Source organism: Amycolatopsis sp. NPDC114484, assembly GCF_055633755.1.
Genome location: NZ_JBVKDQ010000001.1, coordinates 802485 through 819363 on the forward strand (window position 1 = coordinate 802485; position 16879 = coordinate 819363).

General features: G+C 65.3%; 6 protein-coding genes. 5 read left to right on the top strand and 1 reads right to left on the bottom strand.

All coding sequences use genetic code 11. The annotated features are described in order from the left end of the window. Window positions 1-560 precede the first annotated feature (560 nt). The 5 genes from ACZ7SW_RS03935 to ACZ7SW_RS03955 all read left to right on the top strand — a co-directional run bounded on the left by ACZ7SW_RS03935 (window position 561) and on the right by ACZ7SW_RS03955 (window position 16127). On the top strand, window positions 561-9353 hold the full coding sequence (locus ACZ7SW_RS03935) for a LamG-like jellyroll fold domain-containing protein (RefSeq protein WP_470228894.1): 8793 nt from the start codon (window positions 561-563) through the stop codon (window positions 9351-9353). A gap of 4 nt (window positions 9354-9357) precedes the next feature. Further along, the gene (locus ACZ7SW_RS03940; protein ID WP_470228895.1) at window positions 9358-9867 is read left to right on the top strand and encodes an SMI1/KNR4 family protein; all 510 of its coding nucleotides are present in this window, start codon (window positions 9358-9360) and stop codon (window positions 9865-9867) included. A 24-nt stretch (window positions 9868-9891) separates the two neighbouring features. Then, window positions 9892-14322, top strand: a complete 4431-nt coding sequence (locus ACZ7SW_RS03945; RefSeq protein WP_470228896.1) for a ricin-type beta-trefoil lectin domain protein — start codon at window positions 9892-9894, stop codon at window positions 14320-14322. Window positions 14323-14384: 62 nt separating this feature from the next. Continuing rightward, entirely contained in the window at window positions 14385-15530 is a 1146-nt protein-coding gene (locus ACZ7SW_RS03950) for an epoxide hydrolase family protein (RefSeq protein WP_470228897.1), read from the top strand. Window positions 15531-15590: 60 nt separating this feature from the next. Then, window positions 15591-16127: an SMI1/KNR4 family protein gene (locus ACZ7SW_RS03955; protein ID WP_470228898.1), complete on the top strand. Its 537-nt coding sequence runs from the start codon at window positions 15591-15593 to the stop codon at window positions 16125-16127. Window positions 16128-16216: 89 nt separating this feature from the next. Here the strand turns inward: ACZ7SW_RS03955 and ACZ7SW_RS03960 are convergent, their stop codons facing one another. Then, entirely contained in the window at window positions 16217-16798 is a 582-nt protein-coding gene (locus tag ACZ7SW_RS03960; protein ID WP_470228899.1) for a bacterial proteasome activator family protein, read from the bottom strand. Window positions 16799-16879 lie beyond the last annotated feature (81 nt).

Sequence of the window (16879 nt, forward strand, 5' to 3'; positions counted from 1 at the left end):
CAGTCCCGATCTGCCTGGACTGCTACCCGACGGAACACTGTGCGCTGGTCGCACCCGGCTCTCTCTGGGCGCTGGCGATTCCTAGACGTGATCGGCCCGCCTGCGGGCGGGGACCCGCCCCGGGCGGATCATTGGAGTGAACATCGCAAGGCTGCTCACCGTTGTCGTGCGGGAGGACGCTGATCTCGAAGGGCTGACCGGTGCCGGCCGGACGACGGCGGAGGCGTCGTTGGCTGAGTCGCGGGCATGCCAGTGCGACGGCAGCAGGTACACGATCGTCCAGAGAGCCAGCCACAATCGCGTGCCGTCGATCGGTTGCGCCGAATGGTCCCGCGCCGCGGCATTTGCGATACGCCACTTGGGGTAATTGGTCTATTACCCTAGGTTGCGACGTTCGGGTATCAATCATGTTGAATTGTTGACCGTTTGATGACCTCTGCATAGCGTTTGCCCTGGCGTCGGGGGACTGCCGGGCTTCGGTGTGGTGGGGGGCGTCCTCGTTGTCGCGTTCACTCTGGTTTCGTCGTGTGCGAAAGTGGCCAGTTCTCGCGCTTGTTCTCGTGGTTCTGTTGCCAGTCGCGGGTTCCGCGGTCGAGTATGCGAAACCTGATGCTCCCTTGCCGCCGGGTGCGTCGCTCGACGCGCCGCAACAGCAGGCGGGTGCGGGCGCCGGGAAGGGCAAGAACGTCGTTCCCGCGATGGCGGCGCGCGACACGCCGCGGCCGCCAGGGGCGGTTGCCGACAATCCTGCCGCGCCGCCGCCGATGCGCGGTACGGTCGCGGCACGTCAGCATGCGTCTCCTCCCTTGGTGCAGCACGCCGATCTCCCGGGGATCGACCCGCACGCGGTCGAGCGCCCGCAGGACCGCACGGCGGACACCGAGACTTTCGACAACCCGGACGGCACTCGCACACTCCGAGTCCACAATGGACAATCGAACGTCCGAATGGCCGACGGCAGCTGGCAAAGGGCCGATCCGACGCTGCGAACTGGGCCTGATGGCCGGTGGCATCCCAAGACCGGTGCCACAGACGTTGGCTTCGCCACAGCGGCGGACGCTGATCCGATCGTGAGCGTGGGGCTGGGTGACGGCGCGAACCTCGGTTACGCGCTGCAGGACGCCGCTCCTTCTCGGGGGACCGCGAACGGCGACACGATCACCTACCCCGCGGCTCGTCCGGGAACGGACTTGCGGCTCACGGCAACCAACCAGGGCGTCAAGGAAGAGCTGGTCCTCGGCTCCGCGCAAGCCGGCCCGTATTCATTCACGCTGCACACCGGCGCGTTGCGACCGCAACTCGGGGACGGCGACGTCCGGCTGGTGGACAGCGCCGGAGCCGTCCGCGCGACGATCCCGGCTGGATTCATGACCGATGCCCGCCGGGGCGACCCGGCGCGCAGCGACGGGGTCCGGTACTCGCTCGCGCAGGTGGACGCACAGACCTGGACGCTGCGCATCGACTTGGACCAGGACTGGTTGCGTCAGCCGGATCGGGTCTTTCCTGTGGTGGTCGATCCGTCGGTCACCAAGGTCGCCGGAGACGCCGACGACACTTACGTCCGCTCGGGCAGCACGGCGAATCATTCCGGCGAGAGCGTCCTCGAAGTCGGCTCGGCCGATGGCGGACGCACGATCTCCCGATCGTACCTGCATTTTTCGAACGTCCTTGCGACTCTGCGCAACCAGTACATCGTCGGCGCGACGGTCGACATGCTCGCCGTCCAGTCCTGCCAGGCGCGGCCGGCGACCTTGTTCGAGGTGACGCAGGGCTGGGACGGTTCGTCGATTCGCTGGCCGGGGGCGGCGGCTGGCCGTGCCCTCGCGACTGCCACGGTGCCCGCGCTTACCGGAGCTGATTGCTCTGGCCAGAGCTGGGTTTCGTTTCCGCTGCCACAGAATTTGGCAGTGCAGTGGTCGCACGGGCAGGCGCTGGGCTCCGGATTCACCCTGCGGGCGGCCGACGAGGGGGACAGCGCCGCCTTCAAGCGGTTCGCGTCGGCCAACACTGTCAACGCACCGTACGTTGACGTGCGCTACTCGCCCGAGGGCGCGAGCTATGAACTTACCGATGTGCTGCTGCCGACCAACAATCGCGAGGGCACCTTCACCGCGAAGGTGACCAACCAAGGCTCGTCGACCTGGCCGGCGGGCGGCGGCTACCGGCTTGGCTACATCGTTCGACAGCCGAATAACGGCCCGGTCGTGAAAACCTCGCAGGGGGTCGCGCCACCGGTCGCGGTGCCGCCGACCGGTCAGGCGACGATCACCGTTCCCTTGAGTGCGTTGGCACCCGGCGACTACGACCTCCAGCTGACTATGTGGAATCCGTCCAATGAGGACTTTCACGTGGTTTACGAGGTGCCCTACGGCGTATCGCCGTTGAAGGTCACGAACGTGCCACCGGGTTCGAACTACCAGCAGCCGGGGTCCGGCGCGACGGTGGAGACGCTGACCCCGACGCTGTTCGCCCGAGCGGTCGACGACGACAACTGGCCGAACAAGGGCTTCAAGTTCCAGTTCCGGGTCTGCACGGACGCCGCGCTCACTCAGAACTGCACTGATTCACCATGGGGTCCGGAGAGCTGGACGCCGCCGGCCGGCAAGCTGGCCTGGAGCAAAACCTACTACTGGGGCGTCAAGACACACGACACGGTCAGCCCGTCGCCCGACTGGGTCGGCCCGCTCGCGCTGACCACCCGCGTACCGCAGCCGGAGATCACGTCGCACCTCGCGGGCAGTCCGGACACGGTGAACGGCCCCGGTCTCGATCCGCAGATCGGCAACTATTCCACTGTGGTCACCGACGCGACCGTCGCGACGGTCGGCCCTGACCTGTCGGTGCAGAGAACCTACAACAGCCTGGACCCTCGGCGGGACAATGCCTTCGGTGTCGGATGGGCGTCCCGGCTCGATACGCGGCTGATGCCGGACCGGTCGGCGCAGAACGTCGTCGTCGATGTACTGGTCACCTACCCGAACGGCAGGCAGAGCCGGTTCGGGCGCAACCCGGATGGCACATTCGCCCCGCCGCAGGGGCAGAACGTCGATCTGGTCTACGACGGCACCACGGGGTACTACACCCTCCGCGACGTGACCGGGAGCAAATGGCTGTTCGACAATGCGGGGCGGCTCATCAAGATCACCGATGCGGCCGGGCTGACCGAGACGTTGGAGCACGATGCGGACGGCCACGTCACCAAGATCACCAACGATGTGTCCGGCAGGGCGCTCACCATCACGTGGACGGGCCGGCACGTCACCCAAGTGCAGAGTCCGCCGCCCAATCCCGGGGACGCACCGCCTGCCTGGAACTACAGCTACGCCGGTGACACGTTGACGAGTGTCTGCACGCCCAGTGCCGCACCGAACTGCACCACGTACGGACGGTCGGCCGGATCGCATTACCGCAGTTCGGTGACTGACGACGGGCCTCGCGGGTACTGGCGGCTGGGAGACCAGAGCGGCCCAACTGTCGCGAACGCGGTCGCGCGTACTCCGGGAGCCGATACGGGCAAGCAGAACGGGCTCACTTTCGGTGGCTCGGGCGCGCTCGGCGGTACTAGCGACACTTCCGCGGCGTTTGACGGGATGTCCAGCTACGTGACTCTGCCTGATGATCTCATCAACCAGAGCATGTCCGTTTCGACGGAGCTGTGGTTCAAGACCACGGGAAGCGGCACTCTGCTCAGCTATGCGGATCAGGCTTTTCCCGGTACGGCACCCGGAAAGTGGCGGCCGATCATGTACGTGGGCGTTGACGGCCTGCTCTACGGCGGGTTCTCGGCACGCGGCATCACCGGGCCCAGCCAGGTGGTCAGTTCGACTTCGGTCAACGACAACGCCTGGCACCATGCGGTCCTGACGTCAGAGGTCGACGAACAGACGTTGTACCTCGACGGGGCGGCGATCGGAACCGTTTCCGGACTGATCGACCACGGCACGTTGGGCAAGCTGGTGGTTGGTGCGGGCGTCGGCAAGAACTACCCGTCCACCAATGGTGGTGATTTCTACTTCGCCGGCTCGATCGACGAGGTGGCGGTCTACCAGCACACCTTGAGTCCTCTCGCGGTGCAGCAGCATTTCTCCGCCGTGCAGGCAATCGACGAGCTGACCGCCATCACTCAGCCGCAGGACAACCGATCGTTCGCGAACGTCAGCTATGACGACCGTGCTGATCGTGTCAAAACCCTGACCGACCACGACGGTCGCGTTTGGACACTCGACGCACCACAGCAGAACAACGCCGAGCGCACGGTGACCCTGCACGGCCCTTATCCGGACTGGACCTACCACTTCGACGCCGACAACGGCGGCCGCCTCACTTCGACAGTTCACAACGGCGCAACCAAATCGTGGGAGTACAACGAAAAGGGCTTCCGCAAAGCGATTGTTGACGAACTGGGCCATCGAACTGAGCAAACGACGGACGACCGGGGCAACGTCCTGAGCACGAAAACCTGCCGGGCGGCCAATTCGTGCAATACCGCCTACTACGCCTATTTTGCCTCGGCAGACCCGCTCGATCCACGCCGCGACAAGAAAACCAGCAGCTCGGACCCGCGTTCGTCCTCGGCTACCGACACTCGGTACCGAACCACGTTCGATTACGACACCGTGGGCAGGCTCACGACCACCACGTATCCGGTTCCGGCAGGCCAGACCGCTGCGCCGACTGAAGTCCGCACGTACTCGACTGGTGCCGAAACCTCCTCTGACGGGGGCAAAGTGCCCGCCGGTGTGCTGATTCAGGTCAAGGACCAGCGTGGCCAGCTGTCATCCAATACCTACCGGTCGAACGGGGACGTGGCTTCTATCAGGAACGTCATGGGTCTCGTCACCTCGTTTACCTATGACGGCATCGGTCGCAAGGCTTCGGAAACCACAGGAAACGCAGGTGGTGGAGTTTTCGGCACCACTTCGTTCGAGTACACACCGCTGTCCCAGTTGGCGAAAAGTACCGGCCCCGCCATCGTCAACCCGATCACCGGGGTGAAGCACACCGCGGTGACCACTAGCACCTATGACGGGAACGGAAATCTGCTCTCGACCGAGATCTCCGATGCCACTGGTGGTGACCAGGCCCGTAAGACGACCTTCGGCTATGACAAGTTCGATCACCAGGTCAACATCAGTTACCCGGACGGCGGCACGGTGCGCTATGACTACTCGGCGGACCTGCTGAAGGTGGTGACCACCGACGTCGCCGGAACACAGTGGACCGACCAGTTCGACGACCAGCACCATCTGCTGTCCCGGATCGCCAGCGGGCCGGGCGCGGATCCGGGCAACCCCGATCAGGCGGGCACGCTGCGCATCGAAAACCGCAGCTACGATTTGGCCGGCCGCTTGCAGCGAACCCAGGACGCGATGGATCGGGCGACCCGTTACGGCTACTACGACGACGGGCTGCTCGCGACTGCGACACTCGAAAACTACCGGCCTCCGACGGGTTCGGCCAGGGACGTAGTCCTCGATCAACGTGTCTACGACCCTGCCGGACACCTCACCGAAGAGGTGACCGCCGGCGGCCGGAAGAGCACAACTTCCTTTGACAGCGCCGGATTCGCGAGTTCGACCACGGTGGACCCGTCCGGACTGAATCGCACCACCTCGTATCTTCGTGACGCTGCGGGCAATCCGACCCGCATCACGGTCACCGGTGCGGCTGACTCATCGCGTGTCGAAGCCACGAATTACACGTACGCGGCAGACGGTCAGGTCGCGCGCGCGGACACGGAAGCCGTCGCGGGCCAGATTCTGTCCGCGACTACGACTTACGACGAGCGCGGTCTCGCCATCGCCACGTCCGACCGTCGTCAGGTTGAAACCAAGTACACCTACGACGCCGCGGGCCTGCCGGTCTCGACCATCAATCCGCCGGTGGACGCCTGGGAAGGTGGACAGCAGGCGGCGAACGTCGTGCTGAGCGAGTCGCTGGGGCGCAACACATTCGGCGAAGTGACACAGGCCCGCGGCACTGCTGGGAACGTGACGACGACCGAACGCGACAGCATGGGCCGGGTCGTCGCCGGAACGTTGCCGGCCTATACCCCGCCAGGTGGCCAACCGATCGTCGCGACCACACGGACCACCTATGACCACGCCGGAAACTCGTTGACCATCACGGATCCGCTTGGGCACGTCACGACGAATACCTACGATCCTTACGGACGTACGCTCACCACCACCTTGCCGCAGGTCAGCGACGCCGCCGCAGTGATTCACAACAGCTACGACGGCAACGGAGAACTGATCGGAACCACGGATCCGGCTGGCGGGCGCACCCAGTACACCTACGACGACTTCGGCCGGCAGATCACCGAAACCCAGGTGGAGCGTTACGACGGCGGGTCGGCTTTCTACACCGCCCTCACCGGATACGACGACGCAGGCAACGTGACCACGATGACGACGCCCAAGGGCTTCGTCACCACGATGGGTTACAACAACGCGAACGAGTTGACCTCCAGCACCGACGCGACGAATCGCACGACCACCTACGGCTACGACGACGAGGGGAGGCCCAGTGCGGTCGCCGACCCGGCTGGGCTAGTCACCAAATCGACGTACGATCTGGCCGGCCGGTTGACCGCGAACGCTCAGGTTGTCGACGGCAAACCGCAGCGCACGTCCACGACGTCGTACGACGGCAACGGCAATGTGCTGCGCACGGTGTCGCCGGAAGGCCGGACCACCGACTTCGGCTACGACTTCCTCAACCGGTTGGTGAAGCAGGTCGAGCGGGTCGACGCGAACAAGTCCGTCACCACGTGGACCGGCTACGACCGTCTCGGCAATCGAAGCCACTTCGTGGACGGGAACGGCAACGCCACGGAATACACCTACAATGCCTGGGGCGCACCGGAATCGGTGATCGAGCCGGCGATCGATGGTGCCCGGGCATTGGCCGATCGCACGTGGACCACTTCGTACGACGCGGCCGGGCGAGCGATTTCGCTGATCGCGCCAGGGCCAGTCGTCCGCGCACGTGAGTACGACTCTCAGGATCGACTTGTCGCCGAGCACGGTTCAGGTGCCGAGAGCGCCACCGCGGACCGTACCTACGGTTACGACCTGGCCGGCAGGCAAACCCGGGTCGGCAGCCCGGCTGGTGACACGAACTACAGCTACGACGATCGCGGCAATCTCCGCACTTCTTCGGGCGTCATGGGCACGGCCGTATACACCTATGACGGCGACGGCGCGATGACGAAGCGCTCGGATGCGGCCGGCTCGGCCACGTTCGCCTACGACCCGGCAGGACGGCTGGCCTCGGCGGCTGACCCGGTCACCGGCCGGACGGTCGACTACGGCTATGACGCCGCGGGGCGGTTGTCGATCACTCAGGACCGCGCGATGGTCAACCGGGTTACGCGAGCACAGAGCTACGACAAACTGGGCCAGCTGTCGTCTGACCGCCTCACTCAGCTGACCGACACCGGCTCGCGCGTCCTGTTCGGCGACGACTACGGGTACGACAACGACGGCAAGGTGACCTCGAAGACCTCGACCCGGTCGGGCACCACGTCCGCTAACACGTACAACTATGACGGCCTCGGCAGGCTGACGTCGTGGACCTCGGGATCCCAGACGAGCACCTACGGCTGGGACGACGCCGGCAACCGGACTGCGGTCAACGGACAGCCGTACACGTACAACGCCCGCAACCAGTTGCTTTCGGGTGCCGGTAATACGTACTCCTACACCAAGCGCGGCACGGTCGCGTCGGTCTCGAGCGGTGGTGTCACCACAACGGACGGTTTCGACGCGTTCGACCGTCTCGTGAACCAGGGCGCGGCGACATATCAGTACGACAGCGCCGACCGTGTGCAGAGCCGCAACGGCACGGCTTTGACCTACGACGGACTTTCCAACGAAACCGTCACCGACGGCTCGCGTACGGTCTCGCGTTTGCCGGACGGTACCGGCCTGGCCGACCGGCCCGCCGCGGGTACCTCGGGAAAGCTGCTCTTCTCGGATCGGCACGGCGACGTCGTCGGCCGCTACCTGGGCGCCGCCGTCGACGGTCAACGTTCCTTCGATCCGTTCGGTGCCGTCACGTCGTCCTCGGGCGACACCTCCGATCTGGGCTACCAGGGAGATTGGACCGCTCCCGATACCGGCACAGTCAACATGACCGCCCGTTGGTATTCCCCGAACACCGGCACCTTCATGTCCCGCGATGACTGGAATCTCGACCCCAAGCCGTCCACCGCGACGAACCGGTACACCTACGGGAACGGCGATCCGGTCGGGCAGACCGATCAGAGTGGTCATGGCCCTTGGGTCAACTGGTGCGACACGGGCGATGGGGCAGGCGGATCTCCGGGCGGTGGCGCAAAGTCGCGTGGTGGGGTCTTTATCGATATCTTCACGTTCTTCTTCTGTAATACAGGGGAAAGAGCAGCAAACGGTGAGTGTGGTCCCCACCAATGCATACGATCGGGTCCCTGGGATAGATATGACCCGGCTGAATCGGCGTGGCACCACCAACAGGTTCGGGATGCCAATAACGCGAGGTACCACCCGAGTTCTCCCCGCAGTGGCCGTCCAGGCGCAAAACCACGGCATGCCCGACCAGGACATGCCCGGCCCGGGCCAGGCCGACACGCCAAGCCGCGATACGTCCGGCCGGCTCCGCCGCCGCCACCGGCCTGGCTTGTCAACGCGCTGAAAAAGGCACCGCAGTTCGCCGCCGGGGCGACCGTCGTAGGGATTGTGGACGCGGTGTCCGCCGTCACCGACGCAACGGTGGTCACTGATCGCAGCCTGAAGTTGTGGTCGGACGCGAACAAGGTGTTCGCTGATCTGGAATCCGGCGCGAAATACGATCCGATTCCGGTGCCGCTCCCGATCGACCGGACGGCAGACGACCGGCCTGATCCCTGTAGTGAACACGGACTGTCGCCGGGTCAGATTGTCTACGGCGAGATGGAAGGTGCCGAACTCAACGGCCAGAAGGGGCTGCGGGCCACCGGTGCTTCCGCCTGCATCGTCGGTACCGGCGTCAAGGACCCTCGAGACGCAAAGCGACCATTCGGCTGGGAGCCGAATATGCATGCCTCCCATCTGATCGGTCGCCAATTTGGTGGCACGGCGGAAGTGAAGAACATGGTTCCGCTCTGGGGGTTCAACAACAGTGTTCAGATGTTGAACTCCCTTGAAAGGTCGACGGCCAAGGCGGTGAAGGCGAATAAAGAAACGGTCTACTATTCAGTGACTCCGCTCTATGACGGAAGCAGTCCGGTGCCGTGGGGTGTGGAAGGTACAGCGGTAGGCGATAAGGGTTTTTCGTGCTATGTGATTATCTCGAATAGGCGAGGAAGGGAAGGTCAGCGTGCAAGCTGCTAGCCGGTTGGCTGAATTTCTGAACTGGCCGGGGAGCGTTTCGGGCGATCTCTCTTGGCGTGAAGTTGAGGAGGCGATGGGGTTTTCCTTCCCGGAAGACTTCAAAGCTGTGGCTGCCACTTTTCCGACCGGTGCGTTTGGTGGAAGAATCTACTTTGTCTCGCCGATCCAAAGCGCAGATTCTCTGGGAATGTTCAAGGATCGCCTGGAGATCACGAATTCAGACTTCCTTGACGGCAGGAGGGTGCTCCCGGATTATTACCCGCACAGGTTTCATCCGGAGTATCCCGGGCTTATCCCGTGGGCGGTGGATGATGATCACTCATACTTCTGGAATGCGATAAGCTCGACTGAATCCGATGGGAAGATCTTCTTCTTGGAAAACACGGGCCCTGACTGGGGTGTCTATGAAGGAACTATCGAAGATTTTCTCATCGATATCCTATCCGGGATATTTACTCATCCGGGACTTTACTCGAACCTCGTCGAAAAACCTCGAATGTACGAACAGTATTAAGTCGAAGAGAATATGGAAGTAGCGATGAGAACCCTGCAACGTGCGGCGCTGGTGGCCGCCACCATCACCTTGGCGCTGGGCACTGTCACGTTGCCGGCTTCCGCGGCGACGGCCGGAGACGCTCCGGTAGCGGAATCGGTGGCAGATCAAAGACCTGGTGAGCAGGTGGCCAAGGACAGATCCGGACGCCTGCTGCTCTACGTTTTCGGCGATGACGAAGGACGGCTGAGACAGGCGGTCGCCAATGTCGGCGGCACGGTATCGGCAGCGCAGCCGGGACGAGTGCGCGCCGCCATCGATGCCGGCCAAGTCGAAAAACTCGCTAAACAGCCCGGAGTACACGTCGTTCAGCGGCCCACCAAGGTGCTACCGGCCGCGGTCACGTCGGAAGGCGTTGCCGCATCCGGGGCGGATTCCTGGATTCAGGCCGGGAACAAGGGTGCCGGAGTCAAGATCGGGATTCTCGACGTCGGCTTCGGCGGGCTCGCCCAGGCCCAGGCAGCCGGAGAACTGCCGACGGGCACCCAGCTCGTGACCAACGGCTCGAACTGCCTCGACGCGACAACCGACGACGACCACGGGGTCAACGTCGCCGAGGTCGCGCACGACATGGCACCCGACGCCACGCTCTACCTTTCCTGCGTCCAGGACACGATGGGTTTCGCGCCTGCGGTCGATTGGCTGCAGCAGCAGGGCGTCCAGATCATCAGTGCGGCGATCTCGGTTCCGGGGTCCGGCCGCGGTGACGGCACCGGCCCCGACGCGAACAGCCCAGCGCAGGTCGTGCAACGTTCACGCCAGGCCGGGGTTCTCTGGTCGACCGCGGCGGGCAACTACGGCCAACTGCACTATTCCGGCCAGGCCGCGGACCGCAGTGGCGGCAACGGCTGGGTCGAGTTCAACGGGACTTCCGAGGTCAACGGATTCGCAGTGGGAGCACTCCAATCCTCGACGGTGACCCTGCGCTGGGATGCGTGGCCGGTCACCACGACCGACCTCGACCTGTACGTCACGGATCAACCGGTCGCGCCGTCCGGAGTCAACGATCCTCACGTGGTGGCCAGGTCGACACTGGCCCAGCGGGACACCACCGGCGGTGCCGCTCCCACCGAGGAGACCACCTTCACCAACAACACCGGGTCCGCGGGCAGCTTTTACATCTGGGTCAAGAACAACAACGCCCCCTTCACCATGCCGTTCGACCTCTATGTGACCAAACGCGGCGGCGGGTCGCTGCAGTGGCCGACCCCTGCCGGAAGCATCGCCGAGCCAGCCAGTTCCCCCTACGCCTTCGCGGCCGGCGCTACCAAACCCGCTTCCGGGCAGCTCGAGCTCTACAGCAGCCGCGGCCCCACGGTGGACGGCCGGAACAAGCCGGACATCACCGGCTTCGACGCCGTCAGCACGGCGACCTATGGCCCTGGCGGCTTCTCCGGTACTTCGGCGGCTGCCGCCCATGTCGCCGGTGCCGCGGCGCTGCTCAAAGGGGCTAACCCGCAACTCGACGCCACTCAGCTCGAGTCTCTGCTGAGGGCCAAGGCAAAACCTGTCTCCGGTGGCTCCGCCAACGACTGGGGCGCCGGGGTCCTCGCACTCGGTTCCCCGGGATCCGCTCCCTCCGCGACTCCCGGCGGCTACACGCCGGCCACCGATCCGACCCGGATTCTGGACACCAATACCGCTGTCGGCGGCCATCAGCGCAGATTCACCGCTGGGGAAACCTTCACCCTCGGAATCCCCGGAGTGCCGAACAACGCCACCGCGGCGGTCCTCACTGTCACCGCCGGGCTTTCCGACGGGCCGACCGAGTTGCAGTTCACCGGAGAGGCCCCGGGAACGGTGCAGCCGATCCGGTTTCCGGTCCAGACCAACCGGCAAGCTGCCTTGACCATGGTCGTCCCGCTGGGCGGCGACCACGCGATACGGATCCGCAACACCGCGGGAACGCCGGGCGTATTCATCGACTACGCAGGCTATTTCAGTCCGGACGGTCCTGGCACGTACACCGCGGTCCCCGGCGGGACCCGTCTCTTCGACACCCACGGGCCCGCCGGAGCGCGAACCACCGCGCTCGGCTCCGGGGAAGAAGTGCCTCTGCAGATCCGCGGAAATTCCGGAGTCCCGGACGCCGCCACCGCGGTGGTGATCAACCTTTCCGCGGAGGAGGCGACCGCGCCGGCCACGCTTGCCGCCTATCCGCAGACCTACCCGGCCGGGGAAAGCAGCCTCTACCTCAACGTCGGGCAACGGCGATCGAACCTGGCCATCGTGCGGATCGGTGACGACGGCAAGATCCGGCTGCGCAACTCCGCGGGGCTCACTCACGCGGCAGTGGATCTGCTCGGATGGTTTGCCCCCGGAACCGGTGCCAAATACGTGCCGACGCTGGGTGCCGCCCGAGTGCTCGACACCGGCACGGGAACGGGTGTCCCTCGCTCGCCCATCGGTCGTGGCGGCACGGTTACCGCTCAGGTCGCGGGCGTGGGAGGAGTTCCGATCGGTGCGACCGGCGCGCTCCTGGCCGGTTCGGTCACCGACAAGATCGTCGCCAGCGGGATCTCCTTCTACGCTCCGGAAACCGGGTGGGCCAACGCCCCCGCGCTGCTGGCCGATCAAGGGCAGTTCTCCCCGGCCACCGCGGTGGTGCCGCTCGGTGCGGGAGGAAAGCTGACGGCGGCGAACGGTGATGGCGCGGTCGAAGCCTCGGTCGACGTCACCGGCTATTTCGTCGGCGGCTCCCCGGCCGCCGCGCCGGGCAACTGCGTCGCACCGGCCAGCGAGCCGGGATTCCTGTCGATCCTGGACGGCCGGCCGGAGACGTCTCTTGCCAAGTGGGGCCCGGACAGCGCACAGCAAAACGGCTGCGAGTTCGGCACGCTCGCGGGCTCGGGCGGCCCCTGGAACCCGTCCGACATGTACGACAACGACTACACGCTCCGCGTGGACTGGAAAGCCACCGGAAACAATTCCGATTCCGGCCTGAAGATCGGGTTCTCCCGGAGTCCTGGCGCGCTGCCGGGCATCCAGGTCGCTATCGGAGGTTCGTCCTCGGCTCCGACAGACGCGACCGGCGCGATCAAGGGTGCGCAGGCTCCGCTCGCTTCGGCGGCCAAGCCCGTCGGGGAGTGGAACACCTTCGAGGTCACGCTCGGCGGCCCCAAGGTCACGGTGTTGCTCAACGGCACGAAGGTGAACGAGTACACCCAGCCGGGAGGCTTCGCGCGGCGCACCATGATGCAGTTGCTGGGCGGCGGCACCGGGGACCAGGTGAAGTTCCGGAACCTCCGGGTGCGCTCCAACCGGGTTTCCGGCAGCGACCTGATCACTGGTCTCGGCGGTTCTTGCCTCGACCTGGCCGGCGGCGTGCCGTCCAGTTCCACCATTCAGATGTACGGCTGCAACGGCGGTGTGGCTCAGCAGTGGACTGCGGGCGATCTGTCTCTGCACGCCGCGGGCCAATGCCTTGACACCCAGAATGCCGGTACTGGCGCGGGCACGCGGGTCGTCGCGGCGAATTGCTCAGGAGACCCGACCCAGGAATGGCAGGTATTCTCCGACGGCCGGATCTTCAACTTGGCGGCCGGCCGGTGCCTGGCGGCGTCCGGATCGACGAATGGGTCGGCGGTGACGATCCAGGACTGTACTGGCCAAGCACAGCAGATCTGGGGCTTCGCCCACCGCGATGCTCTCGCCGGCCAGGTCGTCAACAGTGCTGGAAGCTGTCTGAATGTGACGAACCGCGTGGTCGCCGATGGCGCGGCGATCGCCGCGGCAGGCTGTGTTCTGTCCCTTTCGGACACTTGGACCTTCGGTCCGGGAGACTCGATCAGGGCGCTCGGGCGGTGCCTTGACCTCAAGGGAGGGGCGCTGGCCGACGGAACCCAGGTGGTCGACAACACCTGCAATGGTGACGTGGCAACCCAGAAATGGGAGCTTCGCCCCGACGGCGCCATTGTCAACTCGAAGGCAGGCAAGTGCCTTGATGCCGTACAGGGCGCTGCTTCGGCGACTATCCGGGCCTGCGCTGCTTCGGCGTCCCAGGCGTGGGCACCGCAGCGGATTTACCCGCACAAGGGCCGGATGCTCGGGGTGCTCGGAAAGTGCGTTGACGTCAAGAACAACGTTGATGCCGATGGCACCCCTGTTCAGCTGTACACCTGCAACGGAAGCGTCGCTCAGCAAGCGACCGTGCAGAACGACGGGACTGTTCGAATGAAGAGCCGGTGTCTCGACGTGACGAACGGAGCCACCGGGAACTCCACGCCGGTCCAGCTGTACACCTGCACCGGAGGCAACGCGCAGCGCTGGTTCCAGCGGCCGGACGGGCAGATCGAAAACCCGGCGTCCGGACGGTGCCTGAGCACGCTGAACGCCAGTGACGCCGATGAGACTCGGCTGGTGCTGTTCGATTGCCAGTACGCGCCGAATCAGCGGTGGAGCGTCGATTTCGAGTAGGTGAGCAAGACGCTGGGGGATTGAGGACCGTCTTGGTCCTCAATCCCCCATAGCTTTTCCTCATGACCGAGACCCCGTTCCGGATCCACATCCCGCAGTCCGACCTGACCGACCTCAACCGTCGCCTCGCCGACACCCGCTGGCCGGACCCCTTCGAAGACCCGGCATGGGAGCTGGGCATTCCGGTGGCCGAAGTCCAAGACCTCGTCGACTACTGGCGGCTCGGTTTCGACTGGCGCGCGCAGGAAGAACGCATCAACGGCTTTCCCCAGTTCACCACCACCGTCGACGGCGCCAACGTCCATTTCCTGCACCTGAAATCTCCCGAACCGGACGCCGTCCCGCTTCTGCTCACCCACGGCTGGCCCGGCTCCGTCGTCGAATTCCTCGACCTCATCGGCCCCCTCGCCGACCCTCGCTCGTACGGCGGTGACCCGGCCGTCGCGTTTCACGTCGTCGTTCCGTCCGTACCAGGGTTCGCCTTTTCCGGGCCGACACCGGACCGCGGCTGGGGCCCGGCGCGTACGGCGCGTGCTTGGGCGGAGCTGATGACCCGCCTCGGGTACGAGAGGTTCGGCACGCACGGCGGCGACTGGGGCGCGTTGATCTCCCGCGAACTCGGCCTTCAATTCCCCGACCGGATCATCGGCGCGCACGTGACGATGCTGCCGTCCGCGGTCGCTCGCGACGAGGCTGACCTCGATGGGCTCAGCGGGGCGGAGCTGGCGAAAGGGCAGCGGTCGCTGGAGAAATCGCAGGCCTTCCAGCAGACCGGCATCGGCTACGCGATGATCCAGTCCACCAAGCCGCAAACGCTTGCCTACGGTCTCACCGACTCCCCGGCCGGGCAGCTGGCCTGGATCGCCGAGAAGTTCCGTGCCTTCTCGAACACCGACCACGACCTGATCGACCGTGACGATCTGCTCGCCAACGTTTCGATCTACTGGTTCACCCGCACCGCCGCGTCGTCCTCGCGGATCTACGCCGACCAGGACGTCCAGTGGGGTGCCGAGTTGCCGTCGTCGACGGTGCCGACCGCCGTCGCGGTGTTCCCGGACGACATCGGGCTTCCGCTGCGGTCACTGGCCGAGCGCACCGATCGGATCGTGCGGTGGACGGAATTCCCGAGCGGCGGGCACTTCCCGGCGCTCGAAGAACCCGACCTGCTGATCGGAGATCTTCGAGCGTTCTTCTCCGCGGTGAGCTAAAGGTGCGGTAGAAGTGGTTCCGTTGCGGGGACGCTAGCGGTCCGCTGCCGAGAGGAAGGGGTGGTCAGCGTGCAACCTGCCAGTCGGCTGGCTGAGTTTCTGAACTGGCGGGGAAGCGTGGACGGCGAGCTGTCCTGGGCCGAAGTCGAGAAGGCGATGGGGTTTGCCTTTCCGGAAGACTTCAAGGCCGTGGCTGCCACGTTTCCGACCGGCGCCTTCGGCGAGCGCATCTACTTTGTCCCACCGATCCAGAGCGCTGACTCCCTGGTGGACTTCAAGGATCGGCTGGAGATCACGATTTCGTACTTCCACGAAAGCAGAGAGATGCTCCCGGACTACTATCCGCACCGGTTCCACCCGGAGTTCCCCGGTCTTATCCCCTGGGCGGTGGATGACGAGCACTCCTACTTCTGGAATGCCCTCAGCCCGGCTGAATCCGATGGAAAGATCTTTTTCTTGGAGAACACGGGGCCAGACTGGGGTGCCTACGAAGGAAGTATCGAAGATTTCCTCATCGCTATCCTCTCCGGCGCCTTCACGCATCCGGGCCTTTACTCGAACCTCGACGAAAAACCGCGAAGGTACGAGCAGTACTGATTCGAAGAGAGCGGCCGTCGCCTTGGCGATCGGGAACCGTCACGTTCCCGATCGCCTCGGAGAGTCTCCGGAGACGGACCAGCGCCGTCTTAGAGGTACTGCCCAGTCCCAGTGATCCCGTGCCCGTGTCCCTCGCCCGGCTGCCCAACCGACCCCGACGAACCAGCGGGCAACCCGCGGCGCATCTGCTCCAGCTGCACCCGCGCGGCCATCTGCTGCGCGAACAACGCCGTCTGGATGCCGTGGAACAGCCCCTCCAGCCAGCCGACCAGCTGGGCCTGCGCGATCCGCAGTTCGGCGTCCGAGGGCGTCTGGTCCTCGGTGAACGGCCGCACGAGCCGCTCCAGTTCGTCGCGCAGTTCGGGCGCTAGCGCCTGCTCCAGTTCGCGTACCGAGGTCTGGTGGATCTCGCGGACCCGGTTGCGGCTGGCGTCGTCCAGCGGCGCGGCGCGGACCTCTTCCAGCAGCTGTTTGATCATGGTGCCGATCCGCATCACCTTGGCCGGTTCCTCGACCAGGTCCCCGACGGACTCGTTCTCCTCGCCGTCGGGGGCGATCTGCGCGGTGCCGACCGGGACCCCGTCCGGTCCGACGACGACCACGTGCGGCGCGTCCGTTCCGTCCCCGGTCGCGCCCGTTCCCCCGAAGTTCGGCTCGCTCATGTGCTCCATCCCCGTCGCTGTTGGAGGTCCTGACCCGAGCCTAGCGGCCGTTCGGGCAGTTCTGCCCAACCCCGCGGCAACCGCGAAACC

Excerpts from the sequence above, each read along its gene's own strand:
- ACZ7SW_RS03945 (WP_470228896.1), top strand. The coding sequence starts at position 9,892 with ATGAGAACCCTGCAACGTGCGGCGCTGGTGGCCGCCACCATCACCTTG.
- ACZ7SW_RS03950 (WP_470228897.1), top strand. The coding sequence starts at position 14,385 with ATGACCGAGACCCCGTTCCGGATCCACATCCCGCAGTCCGACCTGACC.
- ACZ7SW_RS03960 (WP_470228899.1), bottom strand. The coding sequence starts at position 16,798 with ATGGAGCACATGAGCGAGCCGAACTTCGGGGGAACGGGCGCGACCGGG.